Raw genomic sequence first — 12,631 nt, forward strand, 5'->3', positions numbered from 1 at the left:
CGCTGCGTCTATTGCATGTCAGAGGACATGGCGTTCCTGCCCAAGGCCGATCTCCTGTCGCTCGAGGAACTCGACCGGGTCTGTTCCGCCTTCATCACGCGCGGCGTGCGCAAGCTTCGCTTGACCGGGGGCGAGCCGCTGGTGCGGCGCGGCATCATGACGTTGTTCGCCTCGCTCTCGCGCCATTTGCGCAACGGCGACCTCGACGAACTCACGGTCACGACCAATGGCTCGCAGCTCGCAAAATATGCGGCGGAGCTCAAAGGCCACGGGGTCGAACGCATCAACGTGTCGCTGGACACGCTCGATCCGGACAAGTTCCGCGCGATCACCCGTTGGGGAGATTTGTCGCGCGTCATGGCCGGGATCGATGCCGCGCAGGCGGCCGGCCTCAAGGTCAAGATCAACGCGGTCGCGCTGAAGGGCGTGAACGAGGACGAGATTCCGGACTTGCTCACCTGGGCCCATGGCCGCGGCATGGATCTCACCCTGATCGAAGTGATGCCGCTCGGCGATGTCGGCGAAGGCCGCCTCGATCAATATCTGCCGCTGTCGATGGTGCGGGCGCGCCTCGCCGAACGCTTTACCCTGCACGACATCGATTACCGCACCGGTGGGCCGGCGCGTTATGTGCGCGTTGCCGAAACCGGCGGCCGGCTCGGCCTGATCACCCCGATGACCCATAATTTCTGCGAATCGTGCAATCGCGTGCGCCTGACCTGCACCGGAACGCTGTTCATGTGCCTTGGCCAGGAAGATGCAGCCGATCTGCGCGCCCCGTTGCGCGCCTCCGAATCCGACGACCTGCTGCACGCTGCGATCGAGTCCGCGATTTCACGCAAGCCGAAAGGCCATGACTTCGTCATCGACCGCCGCCACAGCCGCCCCGCCCTGCCCCGCCATATGAGCGTCACCGGCGGCTAGCGCCGGCCTTACGGAACCCACCTTGTGACTGACTCCGCTGCCAATCTCCGCGGCATGATCGCGGTGACTTTCGGCATGGCCGCCTACTCGATCAATGACGCGCTGGTAAAGCTGGTGGCGCGCGAACTGCCGTTCGGGCAGGTGCTGTTCCTGCGCGGTGCGCTGTCGATCGCCATTTTGCTTGCGGTCATCGGCGTCACCGGCGGTCTGCGCCACATCGGCGCGTCCGCCCGGCCGATGGTGATGTTGCGCGCGCTGTTCGATGCGGTGGGCACGCTGTGCTTCATCGCCGCGTTGATCCACATGAAGATCGCCGACCTGTCGGCCGTGGCGATGACGTCGCCGCTGATCCTGACCGCACTGGCCGCCGTGACGCTGCGAGTTCGGGTCGGCTGGCGGCGCTGGGCGGCGATCGCGGTGGGATTGGTCGGCACCCTGTTCATCGTCAAACCGGGCCCTGGGACCATCGATCTGTGGGCGCTGGCCGGGCTGGGCGCCGCCTTTTTCGGCGCCGCGCGCGACCTGACGACGCGCAAGCTCGACGCCACCGTATCGTCGCTCGCCGTTGGGTTGTACGGCACCGTCGCGGTGACTTTGTCGGGCGCAGGGATCGGGCTCGGCGAAGACTGGGCCGTTCCCAACCGCGAGCAATGGACCATGCTCGCCTTTGCCGCCGCGTTCCTCGGCCTTGGCACCTATCTCATCGTGTATGGCTTCCGGGGCGTGGAGATCGCGGCCGTCGCGCCGTTCCGATACACCCTGCTACTCTGGATGGGCATCGCAGGTTTTGTGGCCTTCGGCGAGGTGCCGGACCGCTGGGCCTTGTTCGGTGCAGCCCTGATCGTTCTGAGCGGCTTGTATGCGCTCCACCGCGAGACGATCGCACGCCGCGCGGCTCAGGCGACTGCGATACCGCCCGCTTAGACAAACTTTCCATTGACGCGTGCGTCGGGGTTCGGATTAGCTGTCGGGACAAGGCCGAATGGCCGCCACGCGCGCTGGAAGGCGCCGGGATCGAGGGGATTCCGTCACCGTGCATGCTCTGCTCGCCGTGAGCCGCATCATCGATGCGATCAACATGCGGCTCGGCAAATGGGTCTCGTGGCTCGTCGTCATCGTCGTCATCATTTCCGCAGCCAATGCCGTCAGCCGCAAGATGCTGGGGCTGTCGTCGAACGCCTGGCTCGAGCTGCAATGGATCATGTTCAGCATCATCTTCATGGTGTGCTCGCCATGGACGCTGATGTCCAACGAACATATCCGCATCGACATCGTGAACACCGCCTTCCCCAAAAGCGTGCGCAACTGGATCGATATCGTCGGCCATGTCGCTTTCCTGCTGCCATTGACCATCGTGATGATCGTGACGGGATGGCCGTTTTTCGTGGCCTCCTTCGAGCTGAACGAACAATCGTTCAACGCCGGCGGGCTGCCGCAATGGCCGGCAAAATCGCTGGTGGTGATCGGCTTCACGCTGCTGTTCTTTCAGGGCATCTCGGAGCTGATCAAACGCATCGCCGTCATGCGCGGCCTTATCCCCGATCCCTACGAGCAGACGCTCAGTCCGGCCGAAGCCGAGGCCGAACGGCTGCTCGCCGAAATCAAGCCCGACAACTGACAGACGACCGGCCGGATCGCCCATGACCCAGATGCTGATTCACTACATGGCGCCGATCATGTTCGGCTCCCTCGTGGTGTTTTTGCTTCTCGGCTATCCGGTCGCCTTTTCGCTCGCCGCCAACGGTTTGTTGTTTGGCCTGATCGGCATCGAACTTGGGCTGTTCCGGCCGGACTTTCTCGGCGCACTGCCCGAGCGTGTCTACGGCGTCATGAACAATGACACGCTGCTTGCGATCCCCTTCTTCACCTTCATGGGCCTGATCCTCGAACGAAGCGGCATGGCGGAGGACTTGCTCGATACCATCGGGCAACTCTTCGGCACGATCCGCGGCGGCCTCGGCTATGCCGTGATCTTCGTCGGCGCGCTGCTCGCAGCCACCACCGGCGTCGTCGCCGCCTCGGTGATCTCGATGGGGCTGATCGCGCTGCCGATCATGCTGCGTTACGGCTACGACCGCAGGGTCGCGACGGGCGTCATCGCCGCCTCCGGCACGCTGGCCCAGATCATCCCGCCCTCGCTCGTGCTCATCGTGATGGCCGACCAGCTCGGCCGCTCGGTCGGCGACATGTATGAGGGCGCCTTCATCCCCGGCCTTGTGCTCGCCGCACTTTATGCCGGCTATATTTTCCTGATCACTCTGATCAAGCCTAATGCAGCTCCCGGCCTGCCGCTGGAGGCGCTGACCTACAAGGAGCCGGATGGAAGCCGTGGCCTGCCGTCGCTGACCGTGGTCGTGCTGTTCTCAGGGATCGCGGCCTATGCCTATATGCGCACGACACACGTGTCGTCCGGCGCCGATTTCGTCGTCCTCACCATGACGATCGGCGTGTGCATCGCGTTTGCGATCGCGATCCTCAACCGCCTGTTCAGACTGAAGCTGCTCTCGGTGATGGCCGAGCAGGTCATCTTCGTGATGGTGCCGCCGCTGGCGCTGGTCTTCCTTGTGCTCGGCACCATTTTCATCGGCCTTGCGACGCCAACCGAAGGCGGCGCGATGGGCGCGGTCGGCGCGCTCCTCCTCGCCATCGCCAAAGGCCGTCTGACATTCGATCTCACGCGGCAGGCCGCGCAATCCACCGCCAAGCTGTCCGCCTTCGTGATCTTCATCCTGATCGGCGCGCGCGTTTTTTCGCTGACCTTCTACGGCGTCGACGGCCATCGCTGGGTCGAGGAATTGCTGCTCGGGCTTCCCGGCGGTCAGGTGGGCTTCCTGATCGTCGTCAATATCTTCGTCTTCCTGCTCGCCTTCTTCCTCGACTTCTTCGAGATCGCCTTCATCGTCATTCCACTGCTCGCGCCAGCCGCAACGAGGCTCGGCATCGACCTGATCTGGTTCGGCGTGATGCTCGGCGTGAACATGCAGACCTCGTTCATGCATCCGCCATTCGGCTTTGCGTTGTTCTATCTGCGGTCGGTCGCCCCCCGCTCGCCCTATATCGACCGCGTGACCGGCAAGCAGATGCCGCCCGTCACCACCGGAGAGATTTATTGGGGATCGGTGCCCTTCGTCATCATCCAGTGCATCATGGTGGCCCTTGTCATCATCTTCCCGGGCATGGTGATGCACTACAAGGGCGCGCAGACGACAATCGATCCGGCGAAGATCGAGGAACAGTTGAAGGGTCTGCCCGGCATTGAAATGCCGCCGCCGATCCAGTTCGACACGCCGCCGGTCATCAAGTAATCGCGGTATACTCCGCGGCGGCTTCCGGCATCGACCGCACGGCGTGAAATCAGGTCTCCTCAAAAATGCAAAGAGCCGGCGTATCGCCGGCTCTTTGGACCTAAGGCGTGTGCATCGATCAGCTTCGCGCCCGCGCGCGGATCATGTAGCTGTCATAGCCATATTCTGCGACCTGCCACCACAGATATTGCTCGTTGCGGAATGCTATTGCGCTCTCGAGAACCTTCTTGAACTCCGGGTTCTTCGCGGCGGTTTCCGCATAGAGCTCGTTGGCGGCGTTATAACAGGCGTCCATCACCGGCTGGGGGAATGATCGCAGCTGCGCCCCGGCCGAGACCAGCCGACGAAGTGCCGCGGGATTTCCGGCGTCATAGCGCGTCATCATGATGGTGTTGGCGACATGCGAGGCGGACTGGATGATCGACTGGTAGTTCTTCGGCAATTGATTCCATTTCGCGATGTTGATGAAATTGTGCAGCATCGGGCCGCCTTCCCACCAACCGGGGTAATAGTAGAACGGCGCCACCTTGTGGAAGCCGAGCTTCTCGTCGTCGTAGGGACCAACCCATTCGGCCGCGTCGATCGTGCCCTTTTCAAGCGCCGGGTAAATGTCGCCGCCGGCGATCTGCTGCGCGACCACGCCCACTTTCGCAAGCACGCGGCCGGCGAAACCGCCGATCCGCATCTTCAAGCCCTTCATGTCCTCGACGGACTTGATCTCCTTGCGAAACCAGCCGGCCATCTGAGCACCGGTATTGCCGGCGGGCAGCGCGAGGAAATTGTACTTCTTGTAGAAGTCGTTCATCAGCTCCATGCCGCCGCCATTGAACATCCAGGCATCGATCATCCGTTGATTGAAGCCAAAAGGAATGGCGGTGCCGAACGCGAATGTCGGATCCTTGCCGACATAATAAAATGACGCGGTATGGCACATCTCGACGGTGCCGCTGCTGACAGCGTCCGCGGCCTGCAGACCTGGAACGATCTCGCCTGCGGCAAACACCTGGATGTTGAAGCGGTTGTCGGTCGCTTCGGCCACTGCTTTTGAAAACACCTCGGCCGCGCCGTAAATGGTATCGAGCGATTTCGGAAAGCTTGAGGTCAATCGCCAGCGTATTTCGGGACTCGACTGGGCGATCGCAGGAGCAGCGACCGCCCCGGTTACGACACTTGCAGCGGCAGCTTTCAGAAAATGTCTGCGTTTCATGTGTGACGTTCCCTCTCGGCTGAAATGCGCGTGACCTCTTTCCGGGCCCGGCCGCAATGCGGCTCATCTGGCGCTCAGCAATCATGTCCAAGGGCGTCAGTCATATCCACAAAGAAAAAGGGCCAGCCTGCACGGCTGGCCCTCAAATTTCGCTTGACGAAGCGCGGATCAGGACCGCGTGCGGGCCCGGATCATGTAGCTGTCATAGGCGTATTCCGCGACCTGCCACCAGAGATATTCGTCGCTGCGGAAGGCGACCATGTTGTCGTAGATCTTCTTGAAGCTTGGATTGCTCGCCGAGATCTCGGCATAGACTTCGTTGGACGCCTTGTAGCATGCATCGAGGATCGGCTGCGGATAGGCGCGCAATTGCGCACCGCCCGCGACCAGCCGCTTGATCGCGCCGGGATTTTCCGCGTCGTATTTCGCCGTCATCGAGACATTCGCGGTGTCGGAAGCCGAGCGGATCACCTGCTGGTAGCTCTTCGGCAGCTGATTCCATTTGTCGACGTTGATGAAGTTGTGAATCGACGTGCTGCCTTCCCACCAGCCCGGATAGTAATAATAGGGCGCGACCTTCTGGAAGCCGAGCTTCTCATCGTCATAAGGTCCGACCCATTCGGCGGCGTCGATGGTGCCCTTTTCGAGCGCGGGATAGATGTCGCCACCGGCAATCTGCTGCGGCACGACGCCAAGCTTCGCGAGCACGCGGCCGGCGAGACCTGCAATGCGCATCTTCAGGCCGTTGAGGTCGGCGACGTCCTTGATCTCCTTGCGGAACCAGCCACCCATCTGACAGGTGGTGTTGCCGGCCGGCAGCGCGATGAATTTGAACTTGGCGTAGAACTCATCGAAGAGCTTGGTGCCGCCATGCTGATACAGCCATGAATTCTGCATGCGCGTATTGAGGCCGAACGGCACCGCGCTCGCGAGAGCGAAAGTCGGATCCTTGCCGACATAATAATAAGACGCGGTCTGACACATCTCGACGGTACCGTTGGTGACGGCATCCGCCGCAGCAAGGCCCGGCACGATTTCGCCCGCGGCGAACGGCTGGATCTGGAACTTGTTGTCGGTTGCTTCGGCAACCGCCTTGCAGAAGGTCTCGGCTCCGCCCCAGAGTGTATCAAGCGATTTGGGGAAGCTCGAGGTCAGGCGCCATTTCAGTTCGGGGCTCGATTGCGCGATCGCCGGTTTGGCGATTGCGGCGGCGGCGGCGCCAGCGCCGATCGTCGCGATAAATTGGCGGCGTTTCATGAAGGTCTCCCATTGTGTGCGTTTCTGAACTGACGATCCGGTGCGGACCGGCCGGGCGGAGACAGCCAGAACGCCGCCTCACCCGCACCCGTGCTACGGCACGCCTTTCACAAATCACGCCGCAGCGTCAATGCGAAATTCGGATGCCGGTACGGGCCGCCAGCCCTGCGGCACATTCAGGGCAGATTTGACACCGCGAGCTTGGCCGCCGACGCCGCGGCTTGCAGATCGGCCAGGCTGACCGCGGCCTTATCCGGCCGCCTGATGCCCGGATAGGCTTTCGCGGACAGTGCCACGGCCTTCTGCAAGGCGGCTTCCTTTTTGGGGTCGATCTTTCTCAGGTACGGCAGCGCCTCTTTGGCCTCCGCGCGGGCTGCCATCGCGAAGCCGAGCCCGTCCAGATACGCCTCCAGGCTGGCATCCTTTTGCACCACCGCATATTGCGCTGCGGCGCGGTCGGCCATCTCGGCGGCGATCCGCGCACGGATCGCGGGCGCCGGGATGGCGGATTTCGGCGCGGCCTTATCGGCTGCCTTAAGCGCCGCGAACACCGCGTCGGCCTTGCGCCGTACCTCGGCAACGGGCTTCTTTTCGCCCGCGGCGGTTACGGCCGCTTCGAGCTTGCCGCCGAGGCCGGTCACGCCGCGCGCCTTGAAGACCTCTTCCATCGCTACATAGATTTCGGACAGGCCATGCGCGAACATCTGCGCGCCGGCTTCCTGCTCCTTGCCCTCATAAGCGGCGAGACCGGCATGGTAATGCGCGGCGATGACCTGAAGCGCGACGCCGTATTCTACCGGGTCCTTGGCGGCGGCTTCGACATTGATGCCGCCCTCGCCGCCTTCGCCGCCTTCACCACCCTCTCCGCCTTCTCCCCCCTGCGCAACGGTGAGCGCGTGTGCGAGAATCCGCTGCCGCCACAGGACGCTCAGTCCGCGATCCATTGCGGTTTCGTTGGGCTGAGCCTGCTGGTCGCCGGATGGCTGCGCGGGCAAGGCGGACGATCCCGTACCGCCCGCAATCGTGAAGGCGCCGATGCCGATCCAGATCTTGCGAAACCTCATCATCGGACGGCCTCCCTGGAGACGCTCATACCGAGTGTCCATAGTCCCCCACCTGAGCAGGGCCAAGCCCGATCTCTTTGAATCGTTCCAAGTTCGTCAGGTTTGGGATCGGTTCACCAGGGGCTGATTTGCGAAACCGCGCTGATCCGTGGCAAGGCGTCGACGCATGCAGATCGTGATTGCGGATGTTCTGAGCGCCGAAGATCTTGATGCGGTGCGTGAAGCACTCGCGCGGACGCGGTTCGTCGATGGCCGCGCGACCGCAGGCTTTGCCGCGCGCGAGGTGAAGCACAACCGGCAGGCCGACGCGACCGACAAGGTTCTTGATCCGGTGCGCAGCATGGTCGCTGCCCGCATCATGGCGAACGATCTGTTCCGCATCGCAGCCAGGCCGAAGCAGCTCACGCCGCTTCTGTTCTCGCGTACCGAAGCCGGCATGCAATATGGCGAGCATGTCGACGATGCGCTGATGGGCGGGATGCGCACCGATGTCGCCTTCACGCTCTTCCTCGACGACCCCGAGAGCTATGACGGCGGCGAACTGGTGATCGTCAGCGCCGCGGGCGACGACGCCATCAAGCTGCCCGCGGGATCGATGGTCGTCTATCCGGCGACGACGCTGCATCGTGTCGCGGAAGTGACGCGCGGCGTCCGTCACGTCATTGCCGGCTGGGCGCGCAGCCTCGTGCGCGATGCCGCGCAGCGCGAATTGCTGTTCGACCTCGACACCGCGCGGCGCACGATCTTCATGCGCGACGGCAAGAGCCACGAATTCGACCTGATATCGAAGTCGCTGGCGAACCTGCTGCGGATGTGGGCCGAGGACTGAGACCTAAAGTCCGGTCGCGAATTTCACCATGATCATGATCATCGCGACCTGCATCGCGCCCTGGATCGCAACCACCCGCACATAGAGCTTCATCCATCGCCCGATCTTCTCGCCGTCGGGTTTGGCTTTCAGCATCTCCAGATAGACAAGGATATTCACCGGCGTCAGGATTCCGAGGCCCTGCACTGTCAGCACAACGAGGATCGCAAGCGCCGCCGCCACCCACCAGAATTCCGGGTAGCCGAGATCGAGAAAGCCCATCCTCCGCGCGAGATAGTAGCCCGCCGTGCCGGTAATGATCGACAGCGTCGGCATCAGCACCATGGTGCGCGGGATCAGCTGGCTGATGACCGAGCGCCGCGTTTCCATCGGCAGCCGGCGCATGATCGGGCCGATCACGAATCCGAGGAACAGGTCAATTCCGGTCCAAAGAACGCCGGTCATCACGTGAACCCAGCGCAGCAGCCAGATGCTGTCGCCGAGTATGGCCACAATCATCAACGCGAGCGCGGCTCCTGCCATGATGAAATAGGCTGGCCGCAACGCCAGTTTCGGCGGGCCGACGGATGGCGCGATGGCCCCATCAGTCATGCCGCGGTCATGTCCGCTTCTTGCGCGAGCCCGCCAGTGTCATTCACTTCTTCTCCGGCGGCCGGACATTGACGTTGATCTTGATGGGCTTCCAGGTCCCTTCCGACATCACGTAGCCGAGATCGTAGAAAACGTTACTCGGCTTGATGTCGAAATGGCCGGTCAGCGACAACACGCCCCGCTCATCGACTTCCGCCGGCTTGCCGGGAATCGGCGACTTCGACGCGATCTGTTCGATGTCGATCTTCTGCTCCACGAACGGCTTGAAGACCTGCTTCAGGCGCTCGGGCGGAAACTGCTCGCGAAACTGCTTCGACAACTTGGCATGCAGCACGCTGTAATTTTCGGTGACATTCGCATCGTTGAAGGTGAGCAGCGTGGTCTTGATCATCACCTCCTGCAGGTCCGGATCCGGAGCCTTCTGGGCATGCGCCGGAATCGTCCAAAGCGCACCTGCCGTCACGAGTGCTCCGAAAATTCCGAGTGATCGCATGTGCCGCATCAGCTTCTCCCCTATCACGCTATAAGAAACAGGCCCCCGCGCAGAATGCCGACAGTCGCAAGACAGGACAACCCCGTGCGATGTTACGCCTCGATAACGATCTTCGGCGCCGCACGCGACCCGGCGGATCCCGCAAGCGCGGTCCGCACTTTTTGCGCGATGTCGCGATAGACCTTGGCGTGCGGGCCATCGGGCTGTGTCGCGACCACCGGCAAGCCGGCATCGGAGGTTTCGCGTATCGTCATGTCGAGCGGTACCGCGCCAAGGAACGGCACATTCAGCCGCTCCGCTTCGTGCTCGGCACCGCCGTGGCCGAAAATGTCGGATCGCGTGCCGCAATGCGGGCAAACGAAATAGCTCATGTTTTCGATGACGCCGAGGATCGGCACATTCACGCGCTTGAACATGGCGACGCCGCGCCGCGCGTCGATCAACGCGAGGTCCTGAGGCGTCGAGACGATGACGGCGCCGGCCAGAGGCACCTGCTGGGCCATGGTCAATTGCGCATCGCCGGTTCCTGGCGGCATGTCGACCACCATGATGTCGAGCTGCCCCCATTCGACTTCGCGCAGCATCTGGGTGAGCGCCGACATCACCATCGGGCCGCGCCAGATCATCGGGGTCTCTTCCTCGATCAGGAAGCCAATCGACATCACCGCAATGTCGTAGCGGCTGATCGGCTTCAGACGCGTTCCGCCGACCGTCTGCGGCTTCTCGCGGATGGCCAGCAGCTTCGGCATGGACGGGCCGTAGATGTCGGCATCCAGCACGCCGACCTTGAGGCCGAGGTCACGCAAGGCCAGCGCGAGATTGATCGCGGTCGTCGACTTGCCGACCCCGCCCTTGCCTGAGGCCACGGCGATGATCGACGTCACGCCGGGAACACCGGCCGGACCGCCGCCACCATGACCATGCGCCGGCCGGGCACCGCCTTGCTGGGGCGGAGGCGGCGGCGCGCTCTTGCCCGCGCTGCGCTCGGCGGTGAGCGCGACCATCGCGGAGGTCACACCCGGCATGGCCCGGACGGCATCCTCGACCTGCTTTCGCACCGGCTCCCAGGCCTTGACCTGTGCCGCATCGACGCTGAGCGAGAAGAAGACCTTGCCGTCGGTTGTCACGATCTCCGACAGCACCCCGGCCTCGGTGAGCTTGCGGCCGCCGGGCGTCGCGATCGCCGCGAGCCGCTCGCGGATCTGGTCTTTTGTGGGTGCCACCCTGATCTCCTGCCGGTTGTCGGGGCTTAGATAGGGCGGGTTGACGCGGCCGCACAAGGCGTCACATTGGCCGCGATCAAGGGCGGGCAAAATTCGCACCGCTCGACGGAGGAGCGGATGGCAAAGGTGGCGTTTCTGGGGCTCGGGGTGATGGGTTACCCGATGGCCGGACATTTGAAGGTGAAGGGCGGCCACGACGTCACGGTCTACAACCGCACCGCAGCGAAAGCTGACAAGTGGGTGGCGCAATATGGCGGCAAAAGCGCGCCGACGCCCCACAAGGCCGCAGAAGGCCAGGACTTCGTCATGTGCTGCGTCGGCAATGACGACGACCTGCGCCAGGTCACGCTTGGGCCGGACGGCGCCTTCGCGGCCATGGGCAAGAACGCGATCTTCGTCGACCACACCACCGCTTCTGCCGAGATTGCCCGCGAGCTTTACAAGGCGGCCAAGGAGCGCGGCTTCGACTGCATCGACGCGCCGGTCTCGGGCGGACAGGCAGGTGCCGAGAACGGCGTCCTGACGGTGATGTGCGGCGGCGACGCGGCCGCCTTCGATCGCGCGAAGCCGGTCATCGATTCCTATGCGCGCGCCTGCAACCTCCTCGGTACGCCGGGTGCCGGCCAGCTCGCCAAGATGGTGAACCAGATCTGCATCGCGGGACTCGTCCAGGGCCTGTCGGAAGGTCTGCACTTCGCCAAGAAAGCCGGGCTCGATATCGAGAAGCTGATCGCGACCATCTCGAAAGGAGCGGCGCAGTCATGGCAGATGGAGAATCGCTACAAGACGATGAGCGAAGGCAAGTTCGACTTCGGCTTCGCCGTCGACTGGATGCGCAAGGATCTCGGCATCTGCATGTCCGAGGCGCGACGCAACGGCGCGCATCTTCCGGTCACTGCTCTGGTCGATCAGTTCTATTCCGAAGTTCAGGCGATGGGCGGCAATCGGTGGGATACCTCGAGCCTGATCGCCCGGCTCGATCGCAAATAGCGCACGCAATCAAGGTACCGAAAAAAGAGAAAGGCCGGCTTCACGCCGGCCTTTCTGCTGTCTGCGTTGCGGGTTAGCGGCGCCCGCCCCGGCCACCACCACCACCGCCACCACCACCGAACGCCCGGCCGCCACCACCACCGCCGCTGGAGGCGAAAGCACGCGGCTGGAAGGACTGGCGCGGCGCCTGGAAGCTCTGGCGCGGAGCCTGGAAGCTCTGCCGGGGAGCCTGGAATTGCGGGCGCTGGACCTGCTGGATTTGCTGACGCTGGATCTGCTGCTGGAACTGCGGCCGCTGGATCTGCGGGCGGTTGTTGATCTGGTTGATGACCGGACGACCAGCATTCGGATTGATGCCAGCATTCTGGTTGATCACCGGGCGACCACCGTTCGGGTTGATGCCAGTGTTCTGGTTGAGCACCGGACGGCCACCGTTCTGGTTACCGTTCTGGTTGACGCCGCCATTCTGGTTCAGCACCGGGCGACCGCCGTTCGGGTTGATGCCAGTGTTCTGGTTGAGCACCGGACGGCCGCCATTCTGATTACCGTTCTGGTTGATGCCGCCATTCTGGTTCAGCACCGGGCGACCGCCGTTCGGGTTGATGCCAGCGTTCTGGTTGAGAACCGGACGGCCGCCATTCTGGTTACCGTTCTGGTTGACGCTGCCATTCTGGTTCAGCACCGGGCGACCGCCGTTGGGGTTGATGCCAGCGTTCTGGTTGAGCACCGGGCGGCCGCCATTCTGGTT

The 12,631-nt window shown here is 63.1% G+C and carries 12 protein-coding genes and 1 pseudogene; 6 read left to right on the forward strand and 7 right to left on the reverse strand.

Going from position 1 to position 12,631, the window contains the following annotated elements:
* From moaA to VN004_RS12115, 4 genes are all read left to right on the forward strand, one after another.
* A partial coding sequence (moaA, locus tag VN004_RS12100) for a GTP 3',8-cyclase MoaA (RefSeq protein WP_325610307.1) occupies nt 1–924 on the forward strand: 924 nt, incomplete at its 5' end.
* Between the two features lie 24 nt (nt 925–948).
* Nucleotides 949–1,848 (forward strand): DMT family transporter, encoded by a 900-nt coding sequence (locus VN004_RS12105; protein WP_325610309.1) that lies wholly within the window; start codon nt 949–951, stop codon nt 1,846–1,848.
* Nucleotides 1,849–1,957: 109 nt separating this feature from the next.
* Nucleotides 1,958–2,542: a TRAP transporter small permease subunit gene (locus tag VN004_RS12110; protein WP_325610330.1), complete on the forward strand. Its 585-nt coding sequence runs from the start codon at nt 1,958–1,960 to the stop codon at nt 2,540–2,542.
* Between the two features lie 22 nt (nt 2,543–2,564).
* A complete protein-coding gene (locus VN004_RS12115; RefSeq protein WP_325610312.1) occupies nt 2,565–4,229 on the forward strand; it encodes a TRAP transporter large permease subunit in 1,665 nt (554 codons plus the stop codon).
* A 118-nt stretch (nt 4,230–4,347) separates the two neighbouring features.
* Here VN004_RS12115 and VN004_RS12120 read toward each other — a convergent pair whose 3' ends face one another.
* The 3 genes from VN004_RS12120 to VN004_RS12130 form a co-directional block, all read right to left on the reverse strand.
* The gene (locus VN004_RS12120; RefSeq protein WP_325610314.1) at nt 4,348–5,436 is read right to left on the reverse strand and encodes a TRAP transporter substrate-binding protein; all 1,089 of its coding nucleotides are present in this window, start codon (nt 5,434–5,436) and stop codon (nt 4,348–4,350) included.
* A 168-nt stretch (nt 5,437–5,604) separates the two neighbouring features.
* Nucleotides 5,605–6,693 carry a TRAP transporter substrate-binding protein gene (locus VN004_RS12125; protein ID WP_325610316.1) on the reverse strand — a complete coding sequence of 363 codons (1,089 nt, stop codon included), beginning with the start codon at nt 6,691–6,693 and terminating at the stop codon, nt 5,605–5,607.
* Between the two features lie 176 nt (nt 6,694–6,869).
* Nucleotides 6,870–7,760 (reverse strand): hypothetical protein, encoded by an 891-nt coding sequence (locus tag VN004_RS12130; protein WP_325610318.1) that lies wholly within the window; start codon nt 7,758–7,760, stop codon nt 6,870–6,872.
* Between the two features lie 163 nt (nt 7,761–7,923).
* On the opposite strand from VN004_RS12130, the gene VN004_RS12135 reads away from it, so the two are divergent.
* On the forward strand, nt 7,924–8,586 hold the full coding sequence (locus VN004_RS12135) for a Fe2+-dependent dioxygenase (protein ID WP_325610320.1): 663 nt from the start codon (nt 7,924–7,926) through the stop codon (nt 8,584–8,586).
* A gap of 3 nt (nt 8,587–8,589) precedes the next feature.
* Here the strand turns inward: VN004_RS12135 and VN004_RS12140 are convergent, their stop codons facing one another.
* From VN004_RS12140 to VN004_RS12150, 3 genes are all read right to left on the reverse strand, one after another.
* Nucleotides 8,590–9,177, reverse strand: coding sequence for a hypothetical protein (locus VN004_RS12140; protein ID WP_325610322.1), 588 nt, complete (start codon nt 9,175–9,177; stop codon nt 8,590–8,592).
* Between the two features lie 43 nt (nt 9,178–9,220).
* Nucleotides 9,221–9,679: a hypothetical protein gene (locus VN004_RS12145; RefSeq protein ID WP_325610324.1), complete on the reverse strand. Its 459-nt coding sequence runs from the start codon at nt 9,677–9,679 to the stop codon at nt 9,221–9,223.
* Nucleotides 9,680–9,762: 83 nt separating this feature from the next.
* On the reverse strand, nt 9,763–10,893 hold the full coding sequence (locus VN004_RS12150) for an Mrp/NBP35 family ATP-binding protein (protein WP_325610326.1): 1,131 nt from the start codon (nt 10,891–10,893) through the stop codon (nt 9,763–9,765).
* A 117-nt stretch (nt 10,894–11,010) separates the two neighbouring features.
* Here VN004_RS12150 and VN004_RS12155 point away from each other — a divergent pair, with 117 nt between their 5' ends.
* On the forward strand, nt 11,011–11,883 hold the full coding sequence (locus tag VN004_RS12155) for an NAD(P)-dependent oxidoreductase (RefSeq protein ID WP_325610328.1): 873 nt from the start codon (nt 11,011–11,013) through the stop codon (nt 11,881–11,883).
* A gap of 73 nt (nt 11,884–11,956) precedes the next feature.
* Here the strand turns inward: VN004_RS12155 and VN004_RS12160 are convergent.
* Nucleotides 11,957–12,631 (reverse strand): annotated as a pseudogene (locus VN004_RS12160) (hypothetical protein); the annotation flags it as partial.

Origin of the sequence: Pseudorhodoplanes sp. (assembly GCF_035565855.1) — a bacterium.
In the GTDB taxonomy this organism is placed as follows: domain Bacteria; phylum Pseudomonadota; class Alphaproteobacteria; order Rhizobiales; family Xanthobacteraceae; genus Pseudorhodoplanes.